The sequence below is a fragment of the Bradyrhizobium sp. USDA 3397 genome (genome assembly GCF_054060965.1).
Map to the genome: position 1 here is coordinate 4240862 of NZ_JBSSDS010000001.1, position 26406 is coordinate 4267267.

Below are 26406 nucleotides of genomic sequence, written 5' to 3' on the forward strand. Positions count from 1 at the left end.
GTTTCCCGCGACATGAGCATGCAGGACACAGCCTCGTCGGGCGTCGCGCTATGGCGCCTCGTGGCCGATGGCATCGAGCGCGGCATCGCCGACGGCCGCTTTGCGGCCGGCGACAAATTGCCGGGCGAGATGGAGATCGCCGAGACCTATCGCGTCAACCGCCACACCGTGCGGCGCGCGCTGGCAGCGCTTGCCGAGCGCGGCCTGGTGCGCGCCGAGCGCGGCAGCGGAACCTATGTCGAGGCCCAGAAGCTCGCTTATCCCCTGCGCTCGCGCACGCGCTTCTCCGAGATCGTCGGCGCCGATGGCCGCGAGCCGCACGGCCGGCTGATCGAGGCGACCAACGACGTCGCAACGCGCGAGCTCGCACGGGAGCTGGGATTAAGGACCGGCGCACCCCTGGTGCGGATCGAAGCGATTCGCCTCGCCGACCGCACGCCGATCTGTGTTTCTACCACCTGGCTCTCGGCTGACCTGTTCCCGGATGCAGGCGCCGTGTTCGCGGCGACGCGCTCGATGACGAAGCTGCTGGAGCATTTCGGCGTCCGCGACTATCGCCGTGGCGCAACGAGGATCACCGCAGGGATTGTCGATGCGAGCGACGCCGCACGGCTCGATCTGGCGCTGGGGCGGCCGATCCTGGTGGTCGACGCCACCGACCATGATCTCACGGGCAAGCCGCTGGTGACGAAGCACTCGCGCTTTGCGGCAGAACGTGTGGAGTTCTTGGTGGAGAACGGTTAGATCAGAGCGTTTTCCAGCGAAGCATGCCCTCGGACTTGATCCGACGTGGAAACGGTGTGCGTCGAGAAAACGCGTCAAAACAAGAAGCCAGAGTTCCGTTCCGATTCAATCGGAATGGATAAGGCTCCAGCACGACGTTAGGCGACCGTCCGCTTGCCGATAATCGCGAAGCGCAGCTTGCCGGAAATCCAGTCGATCGACGATACCGTTATCAGGATCAGCAGGATCAGAAACGATACCTTCTGCCATTCCAGCACCCGGATCTGTTCGGCAAGCTGAAGGCCAATGCCGCCAGCGCCAACGATTCCGATGATCGTCGCCGATCGCGTGTTCGACTCGAAATAGTAGAGCACCTGGCTCAGCAAGACCGGGAATACCTGCGGCAGCAATCCGAACCGGACGCTGTGGAAATGGTTGCCGCCCGATGACCGAACGCCTTCCGCGGGGTTCTTGTCGGCGACCTCGATCGCTTCCGAGAACAGCTTGCCGAACGTTCCGAAATCGCTGCAGATCACGGCCAGGATGCCGGCAAACGGCCCCAGCCCCACGACACCGACCCAGATCAGTGCCCAGATCAAGGTATCGACTCCACGGATGGTATCGAGGCCACGACGCGTCAATACGCGGATGATCCGGCTTGCAACCACGTTGCGCGCCGCCAGCAGGGATACCGGCAGCGCGAGCAGCGCGCCGCCCAGCGTGCCGAGAAACGCGATCGACACCGTCTCTCCGAGCGCATGCAGATATTTCAGAACCTCCGCCCAAGAACCCGGATTGGGCGGCAACATGAGCTGGACGAATTCGCCCAGCCTGACCATGCCTTGGGAGAGCCGGTTAAAGGGAATATCGAGCTGGACGATCCCGAACAGGAACAGCCCGACCGCCCCGCCGACGAGTATTGCGATCCTTCCCCGCTGCCACCAATCGGTCCGGAAGACGTCGGGATACCGTTCGGCAATGCCGGCCCGGTTTTCAAAACTGAAGGAGCTCATCGGGTGCTTCCCTCCAGCCCGAGCAGGCGGTGTCGCAACCGTTCCGTCAGGAAGTCGATCAACATGACGGTAAGGACGATGAGCAACAGGATGGCGCTGACGTCGGTGAAGTAGAACTTGCGAACCGCCTCGATCAGATCCTGGCCGATCCCGCCGGCGCCGACGAAGCCCATCACGGCAGCGCCACGCACGTTGATCTCGAACCTGAGCAAGGCATAGCTCACGAAGTTCGAAAGGACTTGAGGCAACGCGCCGAACCGAACAACCTGAACCCAACTGCCCCCGCTTGCCGCCACCCCTTCGACCGGCTTGCTGTCGATGTTCTCGACAACCTCGGCGAACTGCTTGCCCAACGCTCCGGCGGTATGGATTGCAATGGCCAGAACGCCCGGCAGCGGCCCGAGACCAAAGGCCAGCACGAAGATCAGGGCAAACACGATCTCCGGCACGGTCCTGAAAAATTCCAGGACGCGCCGGGTGACGAAAACAGTCGTTCCTGATTTCACGAGATTGGCCGAGGCGAGGAAGCAAAGTGCGAAACCGCACAGCGCACCCGAGAGGGTGCCCATATATGCGATCAGCAACGTATCCCCGAGAAGCCGTGTCCAGCGCGGCAACCCCCACAGCCAGTCCGCCAAATCGCTCCATGCGGTCGCGAACGAAAATTTGGGTGCGATGCTGACGAAATAGGCCGGGAAGCGCCAGAAGTTCTCGACAAAATTTCCAAGACTGACCTCGCCCATCCAGCCCGCGGCAATAGCAACGGCGATCAGGACGGCGGCACCGAGCCATACGCGCCGGCGCTTGGCGGCAATTGCAGCCGCATAGCGATCGGCAAGCTCACGCAGCCTGGCTTCCGGGAATTCGGGAACTGCTGTTCGCATGGGATGTTCGGAAGAGCCGACGGCCAGATCGTGCGATCTGCCCGTCTTGTCCAACCCTTCGTTTCCCTCAGGATTTCTGCTTGCGAATGCTGTCGACAAACTTGGTCAGTTCGATCACGGCCTCATACGCCTTGTGGTCGACCTCGACGTAGGGCAATTGCTTCCCCTCGTAGATCTTGTCGAAAGCGGCCTTGTCCTTCACCGCAATTTCCAGCACGGCTTTCTTGATCGCCGCCTTGAGGTCGTCAGGCAGGCTGCCGAGATAGGCCATCGGCGAGTTCACAATCTGCTCGGACTTCATGATGATCTTGAAATCCGCGGCCTTCGCCATGCCCTTCCGTTCCATCCGGAGCAGGTTCGATTCCTTCTCATCGTTCCACCAGTTGAACGCCGCGTCGCAGGTGCCCTGCGAAAGCCCGATCACTGCGTTTTCGTGGCTCCCCGAGTAGACCACCTTGGCGAAGAACTTTTCCGGGTCGATGCCCATCTTGTTCATCGCGAAACGCGGCACGTTGTTGCCGGAAGTCGAATTGGGATCAACGAGGCAGAGGTTCTTGCCTTGCAGGTCCTTGATGTCCTTGTAGCTCGAATCGCTCTTGACATAGAGAACCGAGTAATAGCCCTTGGTGCCGTCGCCGTTCACCTCGATAGCGAACGGTTCGACCTTCGCGCCAACGATGTAGGCACGCGCGTAGGACGCCGGGCCGTACATCGCGATGTGAATGTTTCCTGCACGCTGACCTTCGATCACTGCGGCGTAGTCATTGGCAATCCGCAGCGTGACCTTGGTTCCAAGCTCGCGGGACAGGTACTCCGTCAGAGGCGTCCAGCGGTTAGTGGTGCCGGAGGCATTCTCGTCGGGAACTTTTGCGAAGATCAGCTCAGGATATTTTGCCTTCCAGTCCTGCGCCGCAGCGGCCGAAACTGAAAATGCCAGGGCCGCCGCAGCGGCAACGATCGTACGACGGTCTATCATGACGTCTCCCATTTCAAGGTTATGCAACTGTCGAGCTCCGGCTCTACGCTGGGCTCGATTTGAAGCGGCAATCAGGCCGCGGCAACCGTGCCGAAGGCAGGAACTGCCGTGCCGACCGATGCATCCCGGGGCGCAACATCCATGACTTCATTCGCCTCGAGATCGTACAGCTCGCGCGCGATATGGTCGGTCAAGGCCGCCGGCGCGCCGTCGAACACGACCCGCCCCGCGGCCATCCCGATCAGGCGGTCGCAATAGCTGCGGGCGAGATCGAGCGAATGCAGGTTGCAGAGCACCGTGATACCGAAATGCTTGTTGATGCGCAGAAGCGCATCCATCACGATCTTGGTGTTGCGGGGATCGAGCGAGGCGATCGGCTCGTCGGCAAGGATGATGTCGGGCTGCTGAACCAGCGCCCGCGCGATCGCCACGCGTTGCTGCTGACCGCCCGAGAGGTGGTCGGCGCGCTGGGCCGCGATGGCAGCCATGTCGAACTGCTCAAGCGCCGACATCGCGACGGCCTTGTCTTCTTCGGGCCAAAGCTGCAGCAGCGACCGCCATGTCGGCACCGTCGACAGCCGCCCCATCAGCACATTGGTGAGGACGTCGAGCCGGCCGACGAGGTTGAACTGCTGGAAGATCATCGCCGAGCGGGCGCGCCACTGCCGCAACTCCCTGCCGCGCAGCGAGGTGACGTCGACGCCGTCGAACAGGACGCGTCCTCCGCTCGGCGTCACCAGCCGGTTGATGGACCGCAGCAGTGTCGACTTGCCGGCGCCGGATCGCCCGATCACCCCGACGAAGCCGCCCGGGGAAACTTGAAACGAAGCATCGTCCACCGCGGCTTTCGCGCCGAAGCGACACGTCAGGCCTTCAACCACCAGCATACAGGAGCTCCAGAGTAGCTGGAGCCAACCGCTAACGCCGGCGCTTAACACTTGTGTGACAGCGCTGCTGCAGTGCGGCCATCCTACGCACATCATCCCCTGTCATCTGTTTGTCATGACATCGTCATCCGGGCGCTCGAAGAGAGACGCCCGCCCTCGCACTTCGGATGCAACATGGCCGCCAAAGCTCTTTCGGTTCAGCCGACCGTCGATCCCTCGGCCAAGCTGCATGAGACCAGGCTCGGCGCCTACACCGAAGTCGGCGCGCGCACGATCCTGCATGAAGTGGCGATGGGCGATTATTCCTATGTCGTGAACGATGCGCAGATCACCTACACCACCATCGGCAAATTCTGCTCGATCGCGGCGATGACCCGCATCAATCCCGGCAACCATCCAATGCATCGCGCCACTCAGGCGCATTTCACTTACCGATCCAGCGCCTATTTCGAGGGTGAGAGCGACGATCTCGAGTTCTTCGAGTGGCGCCGGCAGCATCACGTTCATATCGGCCATGACGTCTGGATCGGCCATGGCGCGATCGTGCTGCCGGGCCGCAACATCGGCACCGGCGCGGTGATCGCCGCCGGCGCCATCGTCACCAAGGACGTGCCGGCCTACAGCATCGTCGCCGGCAATCCGGCCCGCATCGTGCGGCGGCGGTTCTCGGAGGAGATCGCCGGACGGCTCGCAAGGCTTGCCTGGTGGGACTGGGATCACGACAAGTTGCGCGAGGCGCTGCCCAATTTCCGCAAGCTCGGGATTGAAGATTTCCTCTCGGCATACGAAGCAAAAGCGAGCTCACTCGCCAATTCTCCTGCCAGCAAACGAAGCGCGGTCGCGTGACAGACATATTCATCGAAGGCGGCCGGGCCCTGATCGGCGCCGAGCTCGCCGAAACATCTCTTCTCGTCTCCGGAACAGACATTGCAAAGGTCGACGCCTCTCGCGGCCGGGCGGGGCTGGCGCTGGATGCCCGTGACCTGCTGGTGCTGCCCGGCATCGTCGATCTGCATGGCGATGCCTTCGAGCGCCAGATGATGCCGCGCGCCGGCGTCGACTTTCCGATCGACGTTGCGCTCGCCGACAGCGACCGCCAGGCGATCAGCAACGGCATCACCACCGTGTTTCACGCCACGACCTGCTCGTGGGAGCCGGGCCTGCGCAGCGCCGACAATGCACGCGGCCTGATGGAGGCGATCGAGCGGCAGCGTCCGCAATTCGCCGCCGACACCCGCTTCCACCTGCGGCACGAGACCTACAATCTCGATGCCGAAGCCGAGATCGCACGGTGGCTGGCCGAGGGCCGCGTCGACCTGCTCGCATTCAACGACCACATGGACGGCACCGTCGCCGACATGGCCAAGCCGCGCAAACGCAACCGCATGGTGGAGCGCACCGGGCTGTCGAGTGAAGAATTCGACCGGCTGGTCAAGCGCGTGGTCTCGCGCGCCGACGAGGTGCCCGCCTCGGTGTCACGCCTGGCCGCCGCGGCCCGCACCGCCAAGGTGAGGATGCTCTCGCACGACGATTCGAGCCCGGCGATGCGCCGGGACTTTCGCGAGCTCGGCGCCTTGATCGCGGAATTTCCGATCAACGAGGAGACGGCGCAGGCTGCGGCCAGCCACGGCGATGCCATCGTCTACGGCGCGCCGAACGTCGTGCGCGGCGGCAGCCACACCGGCTGGACCAGGGCCTCCGACATGATCGCAAAGGGGCTCTGCTCGGTGCTGGCGTCGGACTATTACTATCCCGCGCAGCTGCTCGCCGCGTTCCGCCTGGCCGCCGATGGCGTGGTGCCGCTGGCTCAGGCCTGGGATCTAATCTCCGCCGGCCCGGCGCGGGCAACCGGCCTCACCGATCGCGGCCTGCTCGCGGAGGGACGCCGCGCCGACATTCTCCTCGTCGACGACAGCGTGGAGCTGCGGCCGCGGCTGATCGCGGTGATCTCAGGCGGCAGGCTCGTGCATCTCACCGACGCGACGCGGCTGCTCACCGCAATGGCGACGCCGCGCGAGGCTGTCGTCGCGGCGTAAATTGGTTATGCTGAGGCAATGACAGGTTTCCCCCGCTACGCGATCTATTATGCCGCAGGCCGCGACAGCGCCCTCTCCCGCTTCGGCGCCGAGCTGCTCGGCTATGACGCCTATACCGGAGACGAGCTGCCGTTTCCGCAACAAGCGCTGCAGGCCGCGCCGGACTGGCGCGAGGTCAGCGCCGATCCCCGCCAATACGGCTTTCACGCCACGCTGAAGGCGCCGATGGCGCTGGCGCCTGGCAAGACCGAAGCCGAGCTGCTGGCCGCCTGCTCGGCCTTCGCGGGCAGGACACGTCCGATCCCGGCGATCCGACCGGTGGTCGATGCCATCAGCGGCTTCATTGCCGTCATTCCGGCCGAGCCGGTCGAGGCTCTCCAACAGCTTGCCGCTGATTGCGTTCGCGCGTTCGACCTGTTTCGCGCCCCGCTGACGACGGAAGATCGCGCCCGTCGCAAGCCGGAGAGGCTCAGCGAGCGGCAGCGGGATTATCTCGACCGCTGGGGCTATCCTTACGTGATGGAAGAATTCCGCTTCCACATGACCTTGACGGGTCGGCTGGATGCGGAACGGCGCGGGCCGATCCTTCAGATGCTGCGGACAAGGTTTGTGGCGCTGGGGATCGAGATGTTCGCGATCGATCGCATTGCGTTGTTCAGGCAGGATGATGCCAAGGCGCGGTTTCGCATCATCGGCGAGTGGGCTTTGGTGCGGTAGACCTCAGCGCGAGGCCGCAAGATTGAAAGCGAGCGCCACCGCGCCAACCAGAACGAGGCTGATCGCCCAGACTGCATCCAGATTGAACCAGCTTCGCGAGACGAACTTCAATCCCAGATGGCGGTAGACCAGCCACGCCAGACATCCGCCGGCACCGACCATGGCGGCAACGTGCACCAGGGACACCAGCACCGCCATCCCGAGACTTGCCGCAATCAGCGCGCCCGCCGCCTGATGGCCGGCATCGAGCTCGAAGGCCTGGCAGAGCCCGAGATAGATCGGCACGAGCATCAGGGCAGCGCCGTGAGCGATGGCGACGGCAAATGACCAGAGCACCAATTGCGTCGGCGGAATTCGTGCCAGCGCGCGCGGATGACGCCGGTCGATCAGCCGGTAGACGCCAAAGCCGATGACGAGAAGACTCGCACCGATCTGGATTGGACGCTGCCATTCGGCCAGTACGAGCAGGAAGGCGAACGGCAGCAGCACGAGAAGTGTTGCCAGGAGGTGCCCGGCCGCCAGAGCCCACAATGCGCGGAAGAGCGCGAGGGGGCTCTTGTCCATGAGCCCGGCCGAAACGGCGAGCGGCCATCCCATTCCCGGATTGATCCCGTGGTAGAGACCGCTCGCAACAAGCGCGAGCCACAGCCAGCCAAGGGCCGGGCTCGCCTGCGTCCCATCTAGACCGACGGGTAGCAAAATGAGTCCGTCGAACAATCGCCGCCCTCGAGTCTGATCTGGTGCGCACGATATCCGTCGGGGAAACTCACGAAATAGTCCTTGTCGAGCTCGAGGCCGCCGTCACGACCGACATTGGCCATGACTTCCACGCCCGGAACCCCGTCGGGATAGAACTGGTCGTCCCAGGTGGAATAGAGCGAATTGGTCCAGTACACGCGCCGGCCGTCGCGGCTGATCTCGACCATCTGCGGGCCCGCCGCAAAGGCCTTTCCGTTCGGATGGGGCGTGCGCCGCGCGATGCCGCCGATGTGGACCGAGCCCGCAAGCTTCGGCTTTCTGGGATCGCTGACGTCGTACTGGCGCATCTCACCCGTCCCCCAGCACGAGACATAGAGAAACCGATCGTCCATTGACAGGTCGATGTCCGTCACCAGCGGCGGCACGGCGCCAAATCCCTGCAGCAGCGGCGGCAGCTTCTCCTTGGGCGCGGCTTCGGGAGGAATCGTCGCCGTCTTCTCGGCATGGAATTTTCCGCCCTCGCGCCACCAGGTCCAGATCGACGCTTCGAGGTTGGTGGTGTCGACCACGACACCGACGAAACCATACTCGCGAACCGGATCGTGCGCGGGGCGCACCTCCAGCGCCATCTGATGATTGGCGCCGAGGTCGATGGTCTGGACGTTGCGACGCGCGCGAAGGTCCCAGAAGTGGAGACGATGACCATATTTATTCGCAAGCAGATCTTCCGGGACGATCCCGTTCTCGAACTGCGGCGGTAACGCCCATTCGCTCGTCACCATGTAATCGCGCGGCAGATTCCACCAGAAATCATAGTGCAGCGTCTGCGGGCCACGGTCGATCTCCCATCGTCCAAGAACTTCGAACGTCTCGCAATCCATGATGAAGACGCCCGGAGGTCCGTTGGTGCCGTCCTTGCCGCCGCCCAGCGTGCTCACGTAAATGCCGTCCGGCCCGCAATGGATCGTGTGCGGCCGCGAGTAGCCGGTCTTCTTGAAGACCTCCTCTGGCTCGATGATCTTGTGAATCTTGGCCTTCGTCGGATCGGGCTTGGTATCGATGACGTAGATCCGCGACGAGCGCAGCCCCGGGATGATGAGATAGCGCCGCTCGATGAAGGCGTGTCCGGCGAGCGGCGACAGGGCGGAGGAGCAAGCATTCCAGCCGAAATGATGAAACTCATCACCCTTGTTGGGCATCGTTACGGTGTGGACGATCTGGCTATAGGTCGGCGATCCCGGCTTGACGTCGATGACCGCGAGAGCATCCGGCTTTGAGAAATCCGGACTGAGCAGCAAGGTGTAAGCAAAGTTCTCCGCAGGCGCTTCCATCGCAAGCTTGGGCGATGCGTGAAAGGTGGGATCCGGCCTCATCGTCATGGCACTGCCTCCCTGTTCTGTCGGTTTGCACCAACCTGGCTCGGGATAGTGGCAAAAGAAGAGCTGTTGCGAGATGTCCTGAGAATCTCCGCAAGGCGCCGGTTGGCGCGCGTACAATATGCCATCGCCGGGCTGTGGGGAACGGCCCGGCACGCGCTAATTCGACGCCTTCAGGCGAAATGGGCGTCCCTCGTTCATTGCGAGCGAGGGCGCACAAGTCGCTCCTCGCAGCCTTCGAAGGGTGGGCAAAGGCGCAAAGCGCCGTGCCCACCGCTCTTCCCGAGGGCGCGCAAGTTGGTGGGCACGCTTCGCTTTGCCCGACAGCTTCACGCACTGACGGGGAGAGAATTACTTCCCCCACCTGAGCGCCAACGCGTCGCGCTCCTTGGCGAGCTCCAATAGCCCCGCGCGCGTCGCCGGATGCAGCGGCTGCAGCGGATGGCGCACCGCCTCCGACTTGATCACGCCGCCGGCCTGCATCATCACCTTGCAGGCGATCAGGCCGCATTGCCGGTTCTCGTAGTTGATCAGCGGCAGCCAGCGCTCATAGGCGGCCTTCGCCTTTTCGCGATCGCCGGCGAAATAGGGATCGATGATCTGGCGGATGCCGTCGGGATAGCCGCCGCCGGTCATGGCGCCGGTCGCGCCGGCATCGAGATCGGCGAGCAGCGTGATCGCCTCCTCGCCGTCCCAGGGACCCTCGATGTCCTTGCCGCCCGCCTCGATCAGGCTGCGGAGTTTTGAGGCTGCGCCCGGTACCTCGATCTTGAAATAGCGGATGTTGGAAAACTCGCGCGACAGCCGCGCCAGCAATTCGACCGACAACGGCGTGCCGGCAACCGGCGCGTCCTGGATCATGATCGGGATGTTGATGGCGCCGGACAGCACCTTGAAGAACTCGACGATGCCTTTCTCGGGGACGCGGAAGGTCGCGCCGTGATAGGGCGGCATCACCATCACCATGGCGGCGCCGGCCGCCTCGGCCTGCTTGCTGCGCGCCGCGCACACGGCCGAGCTGAAATGCGTGGTGGTGACGATCACGGGAACCCGGCCGGCCACATGGTCCAGCACCGCATGCATCACCGTCTCGCGCTCGGCATCGGTGAGCACGAACTGCTCGGAGAAATTGGCGAGGATGCAAATGCCGTGCGAGCCGGCGTCGATCATGAAATCGATGCAGCGGCGCTGACCCTCGAGGTCGAGCTCGCCGCGCTCGTCGAAGATGGTGGGCGCGACCGGGAACACGCCGCGATAGGGGCGTTGGGCCTTGTGTGGGGTAACCGGCATCGAACTCTCCATCCCTGATGTGTCTTGCGTCTGTCGCCGCGCCCGCGGGAGCGAGGCGGCACAGATGTACCCGCAGGGCCGAGCTGCGGCAATGCCTGCGCGAGTTCAGGTGGACAGAGAACGGAATCAGGCGCTCTTCACGGCGCCCAGGAAACCCTCGACCGCGACGCGAAGACGATCGGCATCCGCCGACATCTTCTTGACGGACTCCGACAGCACCGTGCCGGCATTGCCGGTCTCCTGGTTGAGCCTTGCGACGCTGCCGATGGTATCGGTGACCTCGCGGGTGCCCTGGGCCGCCTGCTGGAAGTTGCGCGAGATCTCCGTCGTGGCCGCACGCTGCTGTTCGACCGCGGCGGCAATCGCTGTCATCTTCTCGTCGATACCGCTGATGGCCCCGCCGATCGAGCGGATCGCGGCGACCGCCTGGCCGGTGGCGCCCTGGATCTCCTCCACCTGGCGCGAGATCTCCTCCGTCGCCGTCGCGGTCTGCGCCGCAAGGCTCTTGACCTCGCCCGCGACCACCGCGAAGCCGCGGCCGGCCTCGCCGGCGCGCGCGGCTTCGATAGTGGCGTTCAATGCCAGCAGATTGGTCTGGGCCGCGATCGCGTTGATCATCTTCACGACCTCGCCGATGCGGTTTGCCGTCTGATCGAGGATCTCGACGGTCGCATTGGTCTGCTCGGCCTGGGCCACGGCCTCGCGGGCCTCGCGCGCGCTCGACTGCACCTGCGCGGAGATCTCGCCCACGGATGCGGAGAGCTCCTCGGTCGCAGCGGCGATGGTCTCGAGATTATTGGTGGCCTGCTCGGCGGCCGAGGAGACCGCCGCGGTCTGGCTGCTCGATTCCGAGACCAGCGAGCGCACGCCGCTCGCGGTGGCGTCGAGCTCCCGCGTCGAGGCCGCAACGCTCTGAATGACCGCCTGCACCGTGTCGTCGAAGCTGCGGCAGGCGGCATCGACGGTGCCGGAGCGGGCGAGCTGAAGCGCCTGCTGCGACTCGCGTTCCTTACCCAGGCGCTCCGCAGTCGCCGCGCTCTCGCGCAGGCTTTCGAGCGCAGCCGCCATGGTGCCGAACTCGTCGGGATGCCGCGATTGCGGCACCGGCGTCGCATAATCGCGCGCGCTGATGCGGGCGATGGCATCGAGGATCGCGCGCACCGGGCGCATCAGCCGGTTGCGCACCACAAACACGCCCGCGACAGTCACGGCCAGTGCAAGCAGGAAGCCGAAGGATTGCACGATGAGATTGGTGAGGGCCTTGGCCTGAACCGCCTCCGCGTGCGCGATCGACAGGTCGAGCGCCTTGCTCGCGACCGCGACGATGGACGCGAACGGAGCCTGGCACAACGCGTTCCATTCCGAGGCGGGCATCGCGGGACGGCCGCTGCCATCCAAGCCCTTGGTGAGCTCGCCGATCTGCTTGAGAGCGCCGTCGGTCTTGGCCCTCGCCTCCTTGGCCGCGTTGACGAGGTCGGCCGGCACGTCAGGCGCAGCCAGCAGCTCCTCCATGCCGGTCCAGCCGGCGGTGACGACGCCGTTCCATCCGGCCACGGTCTGCTTCTGGGTGTCGTCGAGCGGCTTGCTGGCGTTGACGTTCGGCCGCAGGGTCGAGCACTGGATGCCGTAGCGGTCGCGCACCTGCCAGGCGAGGCGGCGGGCCTGGATCATGCGGGCGATGTAAGGATCGTTCATCCAAGCGCGGTTCGACACCGCGGTGGATGCGAGATTGGCGGTCTCGATCACCTTGGTGACCGCATCGTACCAGGGCGCGGTCCGCTCCAGCTTGCGCTCGGCGCGCGGCAGCTTGGCCTCGTCGTAGAACAACTGGAATTTTGGCGCGGCCTCGCTCCAGCGCTGCTTCAGCGTGCTGGCGAGCTCGTCGCGGCGGGCGAATTCGACGGTGGAGAGCGCAGCACTGATGGCGTCGAAGCCGGCCTGTTCCGCCTTCTCGGCAACGCCGAGCTTGGCGCGCGGATCGTCCTCGCCGAGCAGGGCGCTCTGGGCATCGCCACGATTGCTGCGCAGGGCAACCACGCCATGGAAGATCGACTTGTCGGCATTCGCGAGCCGCTCGGTCTCCAGACTGTCGCTATAGCGGCCGAAGGCCCCGACCATCTGGACGGCCGTGCTGGTCAGCGCGCCGGCCGCCAGCAGCGTCATCAGGACCAGGAGGAGCGTGCTTACCGATTTCTTAACAATGGACATGGGTCGAGGGGGCCTAACTCTCCGGAGAGGCCACCTTGCACCGCCACGTGCCAATGTTTCGTTAAGGTTTGAGTTGAATCGAAACGATCCAACCTGCACGCATTCGGAATACTATCCTATTCTGGTGAAATCCGGCGGGCGGCGCTCCGCAAACGCCGTAAACGCCTCGCGCGCTTCGGCGGTGCGCAGGCGCTGCGCGAACTGCTCGCCTTCGGCCTGCATCTGCGCGACCAGCGCCTCGCCGTTGCGCATCAGCCGCTTGGTCGCGATGAGGGCCCCGGCCGGTTGGCGGGCGAGACGCTGCGCCAGCGCAAGCGCTTCGGCATCCAGCTTGTCGAGCGGCACCACACGGTTGGCGAGGCCCCATTCCAGCGCGGACCTGGCCGGCACGGTTTCGCCAAGCGCGAACATCTCGTAGGCGCGGGCGTAGCCGATGCGCGCCGGCATCAACAGGCTGGAGGCGGCTTCAGGCACCAGCGCGAGGCTGACGAACGGCGTCGACAATTGCGCGTTGTCGGCGAGCACGACGAGGTCGCAATGCAGCAGCATCGTGGTGCCGACGCCGACGGCACGGCCCTGCACGGCCGCGACCAGCGGCCGGGTGCAGCGCGCCAGCGACTGGATGAAGCGCACCACGTTGCGGCTGCCTTCGGACTTGCCGGCCGCGACGGCCGCGAACTCGCCGACGTCGTTGCCGGCGGTGAACATGTCGCCCTCGCCGCGGATCAGGATCACGCGGGCGGATGGGTCGAACTCGGCGGATTCGATCGCATCGGCGAGCTTTCCGTACATCGCATCCGTCAGCGCGTTCTTCTTGTCGGGACGTGCCAACGTGAGGGTGAGAATTCCGCCGCTGTTCTCGATCCGGACGTGCTCGGTCATTGGTCTGCTCCGTTTTATTCGTCTGAACGTCTTGGAAACTTGTCCTGAATGCTCGTCAGCCAGCGTGCGACGATGTCGATCTCGGCGGCCGTGAATCCTTCCGTCAGCGCCGCATTGACCTCCGCCGCGCTGGTCTTGGCCTGCGCCAGCGCGGTGCGCCCCTTCGGCGTCAGCCAGATGCGAAAGGCGCGGCCGTCCTCGCGGTCGGCCCGCCGCTCGACCAGCTTCGCAGCCACCGTCCGGTCGACGAGACCCGAAATGCCGGCCGGTCCCATGTCGAGCGCCGCCCCAGCCTCGCCCATCAGGACGCCATCCTGCTTGCCGAGGATGAACAGCAGCCCCGCCTGCGCCGGCGTCACCTCGCTCTCGGGCCGCGCCGCCATCCAGCGCTGCAGCCGGCGCTGGGCGACACTCAGCAGGTAGATTAACCGAGGGTGCCGCGCGTCGGCGCTGTTATTTCGCATGCGAAGCAAATAGCGTCTACCGATCTCGTTGTCAAAGCGCTTGACGTTCTCGCGCGTTCATGTTCCTTGTTTGTTCTCAACCCGTTCTAGTTGCAGACAGAGAGGCTAGCCGTGGCGCAGAGGTTGGAGCAAGCGGAAGAGCAAGACCAAGAGAACGAAACGGAAGGTCAGTTCACCTATGCGTTCGGAGTTCTGGACGCGCATTTCGAAGACATTCCGCTGAGCAAGCTCGTGACGACCACCCGGCAGTTTCCCGGCCACATGCGAGTGGACGTCCAAGCCGCGCTCGACAAGCAGCTGGCAGCACACGTCGACTTGTTCGGACTTGCCGAGGAACACTACGAAACGCTGTCGTTTGCGCGCCTGCTCCGCGACGATCGGATCGCCGTCGCGATCGCCCCGCTGCAATATTCCGACGTCGATGTCGGCGACAGCAGTCCATCGCGCTGCCTCGACAACGGTTTGTGGCTCTGCGAGCACGACGGTTTGCGCTATGCCGTCCTGCTCTGCGCCAACCGCGACTCCCGTCGCGAGCCCGGCATCCGTATCGAAATCGTGGTGTCTGCGGGAAGCGCTGGGGCGGCTGTGGTGCAGCGTTGCTTCGGCGCGCTCGAAGAAGCCGTGCAGGCCGCGCGCACCTATCGCGGCAAGATCCTGTCGCTTGAGGAGTCTTCCGACTATCGCGGCCTAGCCCGCGGCATCAATGTGCACCGGTTGCCCGCCGTCGGACGCGACGAGGTGATCCTGCCGGAGCGGACTCTGCGGCTGCTCGATCGCAACGTGCTGAATTTCGTCGGCACCCGCGAGCAGCTACGGCGGCTCGGACAATCGACGCGCAAGGGCATCCTGCTTTATGGACCGCCCGGCACCGGCAAGACCCATACGATCCGCTACCTCGCAACGCATCTGCCTGAACAAACCACCCTGATTATCACGGCCGAGCAGATCGGCCTTCTCAGCGCCTATATGAGTCTGGCACGGCTGCTGCAGCCCTCCATGGTGGTGATTGAGGACGTCGACCTGATCGCGCGCGACCGTCGCAACATGGGGCCGTGCGAAGAATCCATGCTCAACAGGCTGCTCAATGAGATGGACGGGCTGAAGCAGGATGCCGACATCCTGTTCGTTCTCACCACCAACCGGCCGCAGGACCTTGAAGCCGCCCTTGCCGGTCGCCCCGGCCGCATCGACCAGGCCATCGAAGTCCCGCTACCTGACGAACATGGCCGCAGCAAGCTGGTGCGCCTCTACGGCAAGGCATTGCCGCTCGACGACGCGATCATCATCGAGGCTGCCCGCCGCAGCGAGGGCACGAGTTGCGCCTTCATCAAGGAGCTGATGCGCCGGCTGGCGCAAGCCAGCCTGGCGCGCGACGGCGGTAAGTCGATCGTCTCGGCCGACATCGACGAAGCCCTCGACGACATGCTGTTCTCCGGCGGCCGGCTCAATGCGCGGTTGCTCGGCGCGGCACAGGCGATGGCAGCGGAGTGACGTTCGCTCATTCATCCGGCCTATCGCGCCTCACGGCGCGCAGGTGAAGCTCGCCGCCTCCGTCACCGGGCCGCTCTTGTAGTGCGGCCAGGCCGGCCAGCGGCACAACGGCAGCGAGCGCGTCGCGGCAAACGACGGTGCCTCGACTTTCTGCTCCCTGACCTCTAAGTCGCCGGGCGCTTTGCCGTTCTCGACCCAGTCGACCAGAACGCTCAGCATATCGACATTGGCGGGGGCGCCGGAGCCGACATGGTCGACGCCAGGCGCAGTGTAGAGGCGCGCGAACTCCGCGGTCTCGGCCTTGCCCATCTTGCGCTCGACACTCTCGAAATAGCGAATGCCGGCATAGGGGCTCTGGGCGTAGTCGGCCATATGCTCCAGCACGATCAGCCGGCCGCCCCGCGCCCGGAAGCGGCTGAGATCGGGGTCGGTGGAATCCATCAGGTTGGACACTTCGAGCAGCCTCGCCTTGTGGTCCTCCACCTTGTAGGTGGTGACGTCGAGCTTCGGATCACGCGCGAAGACATATTGGATGCCGCCGGCGCCGTAGATCCAGGCGATGCCGTTGTTCGGCGCGGGCGGCTGTGCCGGCGGCGCGGTGCCGAGCCACCAGGAGACCCAGCCGCCGGTCGGCCCGACCGCGGGGATGTCCTCGCCGGAGACGCCCCAGCCCGGATAATCGTCGAGACCATTGGCGAGCGCGAAGGGGAATTTGTAGGTCGCATGCAGCGTGTTCACCGCCTTGATCTGTGCATCGGTGAGACATTGGTCGCCGCTCTTACCGGCCGCGCAGCGCAGCGTCTCGATCTTGAAGGCCGCCTTGCAGCCGACGGGATCCTGCACCAGCGCATCGTCGGAGCCGTCGGCCTTGTCGCAAGCCGCGCGCACGGCCTCGCCCACGAGCTTGACCTGCGCCGGGTTGATCCAGCCCTCGCCCATGGTGACGAGACCCGAGCGCGTGCCGGCATGCTGCAGTCCGACCCAGTTGATCACGGGCACGCGGGCGAAGATTCCGTCGAAATCATCAGGATAGCGCTGCGCCATGGTGAGGCCTTCGCGGCCGCCCTCTGACGAGCCCATGAAGTACAGCTTCTCCGGCTTCCTGCCGTAGGCGCGCTGCATCAGCCCGACCGCGGCGTCGCGCACCTTCTTGTAGGCGCGATGGGCGAAATTCTCGAACGCCTCGTCATTCAGCGCAAACACCTGCGGCGGCTCGCCCTGCTTGGTCTCGTGGCCGGAGTCGGTGCCGTAGGTGACGAAGCCGCGCGCCAGCGGCGAGGGCTTGTCGAAGGGGTAGGCCGGCGGCAGCGTAAGGCCGGTGATCAGCACGCCGTTGAAGCCGCCGCCGCCATATTGCAACGAGCGACCGTTCCATTCGACGGGAAGGTTGATCTGGAATTTGATCGGGGGCGCCTTGGGATCGGTGGGATCGATATGGCCGAGCACCTTGCAGAAGCCCGGATTGGCCGGCGTGATGCGTGCTGACGGCGTCGGCCCGCGCTCGGCTACGGCCATTTGCGACGGCGCCTGCAGGATCGCGGAATCGATCTTCACGGCGTCAGCGCCGCCGACGAGCCCCTTGCAGACGGTCTCCGCGTGTTCCGGCAGCGTTACCGCCAACGCACCACTCGCGCTCATTACGGCCGCAGTACCCACCAGCCATGCACACAGCTTCGCTCTGTTGCGCTTCATCGTTTCCACCCGGCTTGTTCTGTTGCGTTCGGTACTTGGCCGCATTCAATGCAACCTTCGCCCGTCCGTCAATCGCTGACGCCGGCTTTCCGTCAGAACGAGCCCAGCGCAGTGCCCAGGACGATCACCGCCAGCAGCGCCAGGAGCGAGGTCACGATACCGACCATGACGATATCGAAATAGCTGTCGCGATGGGTCAGGCCGCAGATCGCGAGCAGGCTGACCACCGCACCGTTATGCGGCAGGATGTCCAACGTTCCCGCGCCGATCACCGCCACGCGATGCATCAGCGCAAGGTCGATGCCGTGGCGCGCGGCAACTTCGACATAGGTCGGGCCGAGAGCATCGAGGGCGATGGTCAGGCCGCCCGACGCCGACCCGGTCAGCGCGGCCAGGATGTTGGTCGCGACGGCGAGCGAGACCAGCGGTCCCCCTTCGATCGCCAGCACCCAGTCGCGCACGATCGTGAACGCCGGCAGCGAGGCCACGACGGCGCCGAAGCCGACGAGGCTAGCGACGCTGAACGCAGGCAGGACCGACGCATTGGCCCCGGCGTCCATGGTCCGGCGCAGCACCGGCAGGCGCGCCCAGTTCAGCGCGATGGCCGTCACGATGGCGGCAGCCAGCGCCACCGCGACCGACCACACGCCTGCGACCGCCGCAAGCGTCGTGTCACCAAAGCGCGGCTCGGCGAGATAACTGACATCGAGCCGCGGCAGCACCACCAGCGACATCACCAGGTTGACGGTCACGACGACGACGAGCGGCGCCATGGCGTTCAGCACGGGCGATGGCCGCTCGCTGCGATGACCGTGCTGTAGCTCTCCCGGATCGAACTCGCGGGCAGTCGTCGCGCGCTCGCGCACGAGCTCGTCGGCAGCGGTCTGCTCGATCGCGCCCTCGGCGTCGTCGCCATAACCTTCCCCGGCGCGGCGCGCCGCAGCTTCGGCGCGATGCAGCCACCACAATCCGGCGCCGAGAATGATGAGCGAGCCGACGACGCCGAGGCCCGGCGCGGCAAACGGCGTCGTGCCGAAGAACGGCATCGGAATCGCATTCTGGATCGACGGCGTGCCAGGAAGGGCCGACATGGTGAAGGTCGACGTTCCCAGCACGATCGCGGCCGGGATCAGACGACGCGGAATCGAAGCGGCACGAAACAGCGACCGGGCCATGGGAACGATGACGAAGAACGCAACGAACAGGCTGACACCACCATAGGTCACCAGCGCGCCGGCGAGCACGACCGCCAGGATCACGCGCCGTTCGCCGAGGCGCTCCGCCATGAAGCCGGCGACCGACGTCACCGCGCCACAGTCGTCCATCAACTTGCCGAAGACGGCGCCAAGCAGAAAGATCGGAAAGAACTGCGCCAGAAATCCCGCCGCGTTCACCATGAACACCTGGGTCAGGTTCGCGAGCAGCGGCTCACCGCCGAACAACGCGGCAATGAGTGCGGCGAACGGCGCGAGCAGCAGGACGCTCCAGCCGCGGAAGGCGAATAGGACGAGCAGACCGAGCCCGACGAGGAGACCGAGGAGACCCATGCCTCAGCACTCCGACAGCAGGACATCGAGATCGGCGGTCGAGCGGCGGCCGATCTCCGCGCCGTGCTCGGCGAGGAAGTCGTCCGCGGCCATGCGTCCCTCGGCGCGCAGCATCGAGACGAACTCCCACTCCGCGTTGAGCTTCGAGGAGGCCCCGAACTTCGCCAGCATGTCGCTCTTGATCCGGTGTGTGCGCATCTTCGCCCAGCGCGCGCCCTCGCCGCTGCCCGGATCGGCCGCCTGACGCAGCAGCGCGATCATGCGCAGCTCCTTCATCAGCGGCGAGTTGAAGGAGATTTCGTTGAGACGGTTGAGGATCTCCGCAGCCGTCCGCGGTTGCTCCGGCCGCTCGGTCGGATTGATCTGGACGAGAATGGTGTCATGCGCGTCGCTTTCGCGGACCAGCGGCGTGATGGTCGGGTTGCCGGCATAGCCGCCGTCCCAATAGGGCTCGCCGTCGATCTCGATCGCGCGGAACATGGTGGGAAGACAGGCCGATGCCAGCAGCACGTCGGCCGTGATCTCCGCGTTGCGGAAGATACGTCCGCGCCCGGTGCGTACCCGCGTCGCGGTGATGAACAGCTGGATCGGCGAGCGCACGAGGCGTTCGAAATCGATACTCTCGGCCAGCACCGCGCGCAGCGGATTGTAACCGGTCGGATTGAGGTCGTAGGGCGAGAGCACACGCGACATCAAATCGGTGAGGATATAGAAGGGCGACGTATCGAGGGTCCAGCGCCCCATCAAGCGGTCGAGCGGAGAACGTTGTAGCGGGCTGAAGGCCGCGGCCTTCGAAACACGGCGCCAGTACCGGTCGAGCGCCTCTCGCGCGCCCTCGGCGCCGCCGCCGGTCCAGCCGTCCGCCAGAACCGCCGCATTCATCGCGCCTGCGGAGGTTCCGGAGATTGCGGCGATCTCCAGCCATTTCTCTTCCAGAAGACGGTCGAGCACACCCCAGGAGAAGGCGCCGTGCGAACCGCCGCCCTGCAGCGCGAGATCAATCAGTACGGCGTCCCGTTCCATGGCGGACACTCACGCAACTGAAGCTCAAATTCGACATGATTTTTGATCGGGCCGAAATCGACGGCAGTGTGGGAGCAGTTGCTACAAGTTGCAACCGGAACGTGGGGTGATCTAAAGCTATTTCCGTTCTGATGCGATCGGAACGAAACGGCTCTGAATTCTGATTGACGCTATTTTTTTATATCCGCTTCGCTCGAAAACGCTCTAATGCTCGAACACCAGCCGCGCTCCGACCGTTCCCTCGAGGCCGCGGATCTGCTGCAGCAGCTCGCCGGAATCGTGATCACCGAGATCGGCGTCGAGCACGACGTAGCCGAGGTCGCCGGCGGTCTCCAGATATTGGGCGGCGATGTTGATGTCGCGCTGGAGGAAGACCTCGTTCAGCCGCCGCAACATGCCCGGCACGTTGCGATGGACATGGCTGAAGCGTGCGCCGGAGGGACGAAGATGCAGCTGCACCTCCGGAAAATTCACCGCGCCCATGGTCGAGCCGGTGATGAAATAGTCGACCAGCTTGCGCGCGACCTCGCCGCCGATCCGCTCCTGCGCCTCCTCGGTCGAGCCGCCGATATGGGGGGTGAGGATGACGTTCTCAATGCCCTGAATGGGACTGTTGAAACGATCGGCATTCGATGAAGGCTCGACGGGAAAGACGTCGACGGCCGCGCCGGCGAGATGGCCATCGCGCAAGGCACGCGCCAGCGCATCGAGATCGACCACGGTCCCGCGGCTGTTGTTGATCAGGAACGAGCCTGATTTCATCGCCCGCAGCTCCCTCTCGCCGATCATGCCAGCAGTCTCCGGCGTCTCCGGCACGTGCAGGCTGACGACATCGCTCTGCGCCAGCAGCTCTTCGAGCTTCTCGACCGGCTCGGTGTTGCCGTGGCGAAGCTTGTCGGTGCGGTCGAAATAGATCACGCGCATGCCCATGGCTTCGGCCAAGGTCGAAAGCTGCGAGCCGATATTGCCGTAGCCGACGATGCCGAGCGTGCGGCCGCGCACCTCGCGGCTGCCCGCCGCCGACTTGTCCCAGCCCCCGGCATGGGCCGACACCGAACGCGGAAAGATCCGCCGCAGCAGCATCACGATCTCGCCGATGACGAGCTCGGCGACGCTGCGCGTGTTGGAGAATGGGGCGTTGAAGACGGGAATACCGCGCTTGCGCGCTGCCGAAAGATCGACCTGGTTGGTGCCGACGCTGAAGCAGCCGACCGCGAGAAGCTGGCCGGCCGCCGCCAGAACCTCATCCGTGATCTGCGTGCGCGAACGGATGCCGAGCAGAGACACGCCCTCGAGCGCGCGCCGCAGATCTGCGCCGTCCAGAGCCTTGGTCAGCCGTTCGACATTGGTGAAGCCAGCGCTCGTGAACAGGTCGACAGCGCTATCATTGACGCCTTCGAGCAGCAGCGCCTTGGCGCTTCGCTCAGGGCTTTGGCCTGGGGCGGACATGGCATCTCCGTAAGTAGCCGCTTTGCCTGAGCACATAGACCGCGGGCGATACGCAGCACAATAGGGAGCGGATACGAGAAGAGGACGGCCGGAGCCGAGGATGCGCTTGGCATCCCAGAGCTCGCTCAAATCACATAGAACCCGTGCGTACCGTCGCGGCGGAGCTGTTCGACGAGGCCGTATTCCCAATCGAGATAGGCCTGCATCGCGGCTTCGGCCACGTCGGTGCCTTCATAGGGCCGGCGGTAGCGGTGGGCCGGATCGGGCTTCGGCAAGACCTGCGGTGGACCGATTTCCAGTGCGCAATCATAGCCGCCCTCGAGCACATAGACTTCCCACCCCATCTGCGCCAGCCAGGACGCCGTCATGTCGGCGCGCACGCTTTTGTCGTCGGTCAGGACGATGCGCGCGCCGCGCACGGGAGCGGCCATGTCGGTTTCCTGCACGAGCTGGCCGCCGGGATAGTGGCGGAAGCCGGGGAGATGGCCGGCTGTATAGTCCTCTGCATCGCGCACGTCGAAGCGATACAGCGTGCGATGGGTCTCTGCGACCAGCGCCGCCAGCTCGTTCGCTCCGATATGGCGAACACCGGCGCGATAGGCGACATCGCGAGCATTGGCCGGACCGCCCTCGAACGAGCCGATCGCACCGCGCCTGCCGGCGCCGTGATTGAGCGCGTGCCGCGCTAGGACCCAGCCGATGGTGCCGTTGCGCAGCGCCCGCACCTTGTTGGGCACGCCGGCATTGATCAGCGACTGGGTGCCGATGATGGAGCGGGTGCGGCCGGCGCAATTGACGATGATGGTGGTGTCGGGATCGGGCGCGGCCTGGCCTGCCCGGAGCACCAGCTCCGCGCCGGGCACGCTGACCGAGCCCGGGATGTTCATGGTCGCATATTCGTCGAAGCGGCGGACGTCGAGGATGGCGATGTTGGCTTTGTCGGCGATCAGCTTTGCCACCTCATCGGCACTCAGCGAGGGCGTGTGGCGACGGGACTCGACCAGCTCGCCGAAAGCCTTGGAATAGGAATTGACGTCCTCGAAAACCTCGAAGCCCGCATCGCGCCACGCCTTCAGCCCGCCCTCGAGTGCGCTGACATTGGTGAAGCCGAGCGCGGCAAGGCGTTCGGCGCCGGTCGCGACCAGCCCCTCGCCGTCATCATAGAGCACGATCGCCACGTCCTTGCGCGGCAGCCGCACCTCGGCCTCCACTACAATCCGGTCCGCGGCCAAGTTGGCCGCGAACAGCGGATGACCGGTGGCGAAGGCTGCCTCGTATCTGAGATCGAGCAGGGCAATTTCTTCGCGCAGGAGCAGCGCGCGGCGGATATCGGCGGGGGTGACGGTCGGAAGCTTCATGGCGAAACCTGACAAGGACGTGCCACGGGCTTTTGAACGATTGTCGAGGTGTTGGCTAGCCTCTTCGGCAGCAACTCACTCGCCCGGAACGAGCCGCCCGAGCGGCGCCTGCGCCGGGCGCCGCAACCTGCGGCGCGACAGATAGAGCAGGATTCCGGTGACCGAGAACAGCGGCATCAGGGCCGCGGCAATCATGAAGGCGAGCTTGCCGGGCCAGCCCAGGATCGCGCCGCGATGGATATCGAGCACGTTGGCGATGATCTTCTCGCCCAACGTCTTGTCGGCGTAACGTTCCGCGGAGGCGAGCTGACCGGTGACGGCATCGATGCGGAATTCATCGCGCGTGGTGTCGAGCGTCGAATCCTTGCCCCACGACCGGATCCGTATCGCCGTGCCGGGGCTGGGGGGCAGCGTCAGCAGAGCCCTGGCGAAGCGGTCGCCCTCCTCACGCCGGAACGTCGTCCATGCCAGGTCGAACCCGATCGGCTGGGCCGGCTCGGAACGGGCCGCCGCACGCGGTGCCTTCGCGGACATTTTTGGCTGCATCTTCGCGGCACTGACCTCGGGACGTGCCAGCAGCCAGACGACGCCGTCCTTGTACCAATCGAACGAGTACCACAGGCCGGTGAGCGTCATCACCAGATAGACCGGAAGAACCCAGGTGCCGATCACCGCATGCAGCGAACGATGCAGCCCGCGTCCGCTGAGACCGAGATTGGGATTGAGCCACATCTTCAAGCTGCGCGCGCGGCGGGGCCAGCGCAGCACGAGACCCGAGACCAGCATGACGATCAGACCGAGAGCGGCCACACCGGTGATCTGGCGGCCCCAGCCCTTGGCATCGCCAGGGATCAGCAGCCAGCGATGCAGCTTCCGAACCGTCGCGAAGAACGCCTCGCCGCGCGGCGCACCCAGCACGCGCGCATCATAGGGATCGACATAGAGCGAATTCGGCCGCTCGCCCTGCGCGTCGCGCGCGAAGCGGACCCGCACGGCCGCAGTCGGATCGCTCGACAACATGACGGCCGAGACCTTGCCCAGATCCTGCCCCGCCCCCAGCCGCGCGACCAGCTCGTCCGGCATCAGCGCCGGCATCTCGCGCGGTGCTACATGCATGATGCCGGCGTTGAGATGATCGACGATCTCGTCCTCGAAACTCATGATCGCGCCGGTCAGCGCGATCAAAGCGAGCAGCACCGCGAGCACCAGGCCCGCGATGGAATGGACCTGGAGCAGGACAGTTTTGATCATGTGCCCCGGCCGCGCGGCCATGGCTAGAACTTCACCGTCGCCGAGAGAGACACCCGGCGCGCGTCGCCGATAGCGACGTTTAGATTATTCACGGCTGAGGGATAGTAGACCGTGTCGAACAGGTTCTTGACGTTCACCTGGTACACCACCGGAAACTGCTCGTGTTTCGTCTCGTAAGTCGCAAAGAGGTCTGCGACGACATAGGACGGCAGGAAGAAGCTGTTGATCGAATCGCCGGGACGGTCGCCGACATAGCGCGCGCCGCCGCCGAGACGGAGCTGGCCGGGCAAGGCGGTGCCGAAGTCGTAGACCAGATAGAGCGAAGCGGTGTTCAAGGCGACGTTTTGCAGCTTCTTGCCGAGCAACGTCAGATCATCGGAGGCCGTCACGCGGGCGTCCGTATAGCCATAGCTCCCAATCAACGCCCAACTGTCGGTGAGCCTGCCGGTGACGTCGATTTCGAGGCCGCGCGAATGAGCGCGGCCGACGGTGTGAAGCTCCACCACGCCCGCGCTGTTCGTCTTCGTCGTTTGCACATTCTTCTTGTCGAGGTCGTAGAATGCGACGGTCCCGGAGATGCGCTGGTTGATGTCGAACTTCACGCCGGTCTCGTACGACACACCCTCCTCGGGCGCGACCCTGGAGTCGATCACCACGCCGATCGGCGCAATCGTCGAATTCGGCTTCAGCGATTCGGTGTAGCTTGCATAAAGCGAGATCTGATCGGTCAGCTTGAAGATCGCGCCGCCAAGCGGGAGCACCTTGTCTTGCGACACGTTTGTGTTGGTGTTGAACGGCTTTCCGCGTCCGGCGATCTGATCGTAGTCCATATAGCGCACACCACCGACCAGTGCGAACCGCTCGGTCAGATGCAGCGTGTCCTGGAAGAACAGCGACCACTGGCCAAGCTTGTCGGTCTGGGCGCTGTCGGGATTCGACACCCTGGTTCCCGGCCCGATCAGCCCATAGACAGGATCGTAGACGTTGAAGGCGGGAGTTGTCTGCCGGATCAAAACATCGCGGTAGATCGTGCGATACTGACCGTCGCCGCCAAATAGCACCTCGTTGCGCATGTCGCCGAGCCAGAAGCCGCCCGAGACATAGGATGTCCCATAGCTGACATTGCTCAGCGAGCTTCCCGTGCCGTCGTTGCTGCGCGTCTCGACGCCGGTCGTGAAATTGATGCCGGTGATGCGGAGCTGGTTGGCGCTGAAGGTTTCGGTGTTGTAGCTGTAGCCTGCGTAGAGCTTCCAATCCTGGTTGAAGCGGTGCTCGACCGAAGCCTGGATCAGATCGGACGTGCCCCAGGTGTTGTTGAAAGGCTCATCCAGCCGGCGCGTAGCGGGCACGGCCAGCGGCGCCTTCGTCACCGGATTGAACGCGGTGCCGCGGTCGAACGGATAGATGAACTCGCGGTGCTCGTAGTTCAGCTGCACCGTGGTGTCCTGGCCGTACCACGCGAGCGAGGGGGCAACCAGCATCTCGCGGTGACGGCCGAAATTCCGCCAATAATCCTCGCTGACGCCGTAGCCGATGAAACGATAGGCCAGCCCCTGGTCGCCGATCGGGCCGGTGACGTCGAGCAGGCCGTCGGCGCCGGTCTTGGAGGCACTGAAGGCCGAGCCGAGTAGCGTGACCGAGCCGTGCTGATAGAGCTCGGGCCGCTTGCTGATGGTGTTGACGATGCCGCCGGGATCCATGATGCCGTAGAGCAGCGAGGCCGGGCCCTTCAGCACCTCGACGCTTTCGACCGCAGGATTGAGACTGCGGCCCTGCACCAGCGGCATGCCGTTGCGCATGATCGAGCCGTCGCGGTTGTCGCCGAAGCCACGGCGGATCACCGCGTCCTGGCTGCCGGCGAGCGTGTTGGTCTGGGTGACGCCGGAGACGTTGCTCAGCGCGTCGTCGATGTTGCGCGGGAGCTGGTCCTTCAGCACCTGCGCGGGCACGACGTTGACGGCCTGCGAGGTGTCGAGCGGCGAGGCGCCGCTGCGCAGCGTGGTCGCACTCGGCATCGCGCGGTAGCCGAGCTTGGCGGCTTGCTGTGCGGCGGCTTCGGCGGCGGCGCGCTCCGACAGCGTCGGCGCCGCGGGTGCGGAATTGCGACTGGACTGGCGGCGCGCCGCCGTTTGGGCGCGGCGTGGCGACTGCTCCGATGCACGCGCCGGCTTCGGTCGTGGCGCCGGCGCCTCCACCGTCACCGGCGGCAGAGCCGATTGCGCCTGTGCGCTCGTCGTGATGGAGGGATATTCGATGAGCAGCACCGCTGCTCCCATGAGAAGACCTGCACGGCTCTTGCCGGCACGAATTCGATGGCCGTTGTCACGTTGGCCATCCACGAAGGCACGCACTTTCATTCCACTTCAAGTCAGGAGCATTGAAGTGTGCGCCTGTAACAGCCGCCGCGATCGAGGAGAACCGTAGCCGGGCTTGAATCGCT

General features: G+C 64.9%; 22 protein-coding genes. 5 read left to right on the top strand and 17 right to left on the bottom strand.

Annotation, left to right across the window (positions count from 1 at the left end; all coding sequences use genetic code 11):
- Positions 1-12: 12 nt before the first annotated feature.
- Positions 13-744: a phosphonate metabolism transcriptional regulator PhnF gene (phnF, locus tag ACVWYQ_RS19570; RefSeq protein WP_404544196.1), complete on the top strand. Its 732-nt coding sequence runs from the start codon at positions 13-15 to the stop codon at positions 742-744.
- Between the two features lie 137 nt (positions 745-881).
- On the opposite strand, the gene phnE (ACVWYQ_RS19575) is transcribed toward phnF, so the two are convergent.
- The 4 genes from phnE (ACVWYQ_RS19575) to phnC form a co-directional block, all read right to left on the bottom strand.
- Positions 882-1736, bottom strand: a complete 855-nt coding sequence (gene phnE / locus ACVWYQ_RS19575) for a phosphonate ABC transporter, permease protein PhnE (protein WP_157283297.1) — start codon at positions 1734-1736, stop codon at positions 882-884.
- Complete coding sequence (gene phnE, locus ACVWYQ_RS19580; RefSeq protein ID WP_271539820.1) at positions 1733-2620, bottom strand: phosphonate ABC transporter, permease protein PhnE; 888 nt, start codon at positions 2618-2620, stop codon at positions 1733-1735. The genes phnE (ACVWYQ_RS19575) and phnE (ACVWYQ_RS19580) overlap by 4 nt, the downstream gene beginning before the upstream one ends.
- Positions 2621-2687: 67 nt before the next feature.
- The gene (phnD, locus tag ACVWYQ_RS19585; RefSeq protein ID WP_157283298.1) at positions 2688-3596 is read right to left on the bottom strand and encodes a phosphonate ABC transporter substrate-binding protein; all 909 of its coding nucleotides are present in this window, start codon (positions 3594-3596) and stop codon (positions 2688-2690) included.
- A gap of 71 nt (positions 3597-3667) precedes the next feature.
- The gene (gene phnC, locus ACVWYQ_RS19590) at positions 3668-4483 is read right to left on the bottom strand and encodes a phosphonate ABC transporter ATP-binding protein (RefSeq protein ID WP_404544200.1); all 816 of its coding nucleotides are present in this window, start codon (positions 4481-4483) and stop codon (positions 3668-3670) included.
- A 174-nt stretch (positions 4484-4657) separates the two neighbouring features.
- On the opposite strand from phnC, the gene ACVWYQ_RS19595 reads away from it, so the two are divergent.
- Genes ACVWYQ_RS19595 through ACVWYQ_RS19605 form a run of 3 tightly spaced genes read left to right on the top strand, consistent with a single transcriptional unit; the run spans position 4658 to position 7236 of the window.
- Positions 4658-5329, top strand: a complete 672-nt coding sequence (locus ACVWYQ_RS19595) for an LbetaH domain-containing protein (RefSeq protein ID WP_157283300.1) — start codon at positions 4658-4660, stop codon at positions 5327-5329.
- A complete protein-coding gene (locus ACVWYQ_RS19600; RefSeq protein WP_456726282.1) occupies positions 5326-6519 on the top strand; it encodes an alpha-D-ribose 1-methylphosphonate 5-triphosphate diphosphatase in 1194 nt (397 codons plus the stop codon). The genes ACVWYQ_RS19595 and ACVWYQ_RS19600 overlap by 4 nt, the downstream gene beginning before the upstream one ends.
- A gap of 18 nt (positions 6520-6537) precedes the next feature.
- The gene (locus ACVWYQ_RS19605) at positions 6538-7236 is read left to right on the top strand and encodes a DUF1045 domain-containing protein (RefSeq protein ID WP_456726283.1); all 699 of its coding nucleotides are present in this window, start codon (positions 6538-6540) and stop codon (positions 7234-7236) included.
- Between the two features lie 3 nt (positions 7237-7239).
- Here the strand turns inward: ACVWYQ_RS19605 and ACVWYQ_RS19610 are convergent, their stop codons facing one another.
- From ACVWYQ_RS19610 to ACVWYQ_RS19635, 6 genes are all read right to left on the bottom strand, one after another.
- The gene (locus ACVWYQ_RS19610; RefSeq protein WP_404653914.1) at positions 7240-7833 is read right to left on the bottom strand and encodes a hypothetical protein; all 594 of its coding nucleotides are present in this window, start codon (positions 7831-7833) and stop codon (positions 7240-7242) included.
- 83 nt (positions 7834-7916) lie between these two features.
- Positions 7917-9314, bottom strand: a complete 1398-nt coding sequence (locus tag ACVWYQ_RS19615) for a selenium-binding protein SBP56-related protein (protein WP_456726284.1) — start codon at positions 9312-9314, stop codon at positions 7917-7919.
- Between the two features lie 348 nt (positions 9315-9662).
- Positions 9663-10601 carry a dihydrodipicolinate synthase family protein gene (locus ACVWYQ_RS19620; RefSeq protein WP_275516852.1) on the bottom strand — a complete coding sequence of 313 codons (939 nt, stop codon included), beginning with the start codon at positions 10599-10601 and terminating at the stop codon, positions 9663-9665.
- A gap of 126 nt (positions 10602-10727) precedes the next feature.
- Positions 10728-12809, bottom strand: coding sequence for a methyl-accepting chemotaxis protein (locus ACVWYQ_RS19625; RefSeq protein ID WP_456726285.1), 2082 nt, complete (start codon positions 12807-12809; stop codon positions 10728-10730).
- A 111-nt stretch (positions 12810-12920) separates the two neighbouring features.
- Entirely contained in the window at positions 12921-13691 is a 771-nt protein-coding gene (locus tag ACVWYQ_RS19630) for an enoyl-CoA hydratase (RefSeq protein ID WP_271539335.1), read from the bottom strand.
- Between the two features lie 14 nt (positions 13692-13705).
- Positions 13706-14155: a MarR family winged helix-turn-helix transcriptional regulator gene (locus tag ACVWYQ_RS19635; protein WP_057027572.1), complete on the bottom strand. Its 450-nt coding sequence runs from the start codon at positions 14153-14155 to the stop codon at positions 13706-13708.
- Between the two features lie 111 nt (positions 14156-14266).
- Between ACVWYQ_RS19635 and ACVWYQ_RS19640 the strand changes: the two genes are divergently transcribed.
- Positions 14267-15646, top strand: a complete 1380-nt coding sequence (locus tag ACVWYQ_RS19640; RefSeq protein WP_456726286.1) for an AAA family ATPase — start codon at positions 14267-14269, stop codon at positions 15644-15646.
- A 30-nt stretch (positions 15647-15676) separates the two neighbouring features.
- Here the strand turns inward: ACVWYQ_RS19640 and ACVWYQ_RS19645 are convergent, their stop codons facing one another.
- From ACVWYQ_RS19645 to ACVWYQ_RS19675, 7 genes are all read right to left on the bottom strand, one after another.
- A complete protein-coding gene (locus ACVWYQ_RS19645; protein WP_456726287.1) occupies positions 15677-17338 on the bottom strand; it encodes a tannase/feruloyl esterase family alpha/beta hydrolase in 1662 nt (553 codons plus the stop codon).
- Between the two features lie 92 nt (positions 17339-17430).
- Positions 17431-18885: a GntP family permease gene (locus ACVWYQ_RS19650; protein ID WP_271539341.1), complete on the bottom strand. Its 1455-nt coding sequence runs from the start codon at positions 18883-18885 to the stop codon at positions 17431-17433.
- A 3-nt stretch (positions 18886-18888) separates the two neighbouring features.
- Positions 18889-19908 (bottom strand): patatin-like phospholipase family protein, encoded by a 1020-nt coding sequence (locus ACVWYQ_RS19655; protein ID WP_157283309.1) that lies wholly within the window; start codon positions 19906-19908, stop codon positions 18889-18891.
- Positions 19909-20112: 204 nt separating this feature from the next.
- A complete protein-coding gene (gene serA, locus ACVWYQ_RS19660; protein WP_404544215.1) occupies positions 20113-21357 on the bottom strand; it encodes a phosphoglycerate dehydrogenase in 1245 nt (414 codons plus the stop codon).
- 125 nt (positions 21358-21482) lie between these two features.
- On the bottom strand, positions 21483-22715 hold the full coding sequence (locus tag ACVWYQ_RS19665) for a rhodanese-like domain-containing protein (RefSeq protein ID WP_271539348.1): 1233 nt from the start codon (positions 22713-22715) through the stop codon (positions 21483-21485).
- Positions 22716-22790: 75 nt separating this feature from the next.
- Positions 22791-23987: a PepSY-associated TM helix domain-containing protein gene (locus ACVWYQ_RS19670; protein WP_271539350.1), complete on the bottom strand. Its 1197-nt coding sequence runs from the start codon at positions 23985-23987 to the stop codon at positions 22791-22793.
- 2 nt (positions 23988-23989) lie between these two features.
- Positions 23990-26323, bottom strand: coding sequence for a TonB-dependent siderophore receptor (locus tag ACVWYQ_RS19675; protein ID WP_404544219.1), 2334 nt, complete (start codon positions 26321-26323; stop codon positions 23990-23992).
- Between the last annotated feature and the right edge of the window lie 83 nt (positions 26324-26406).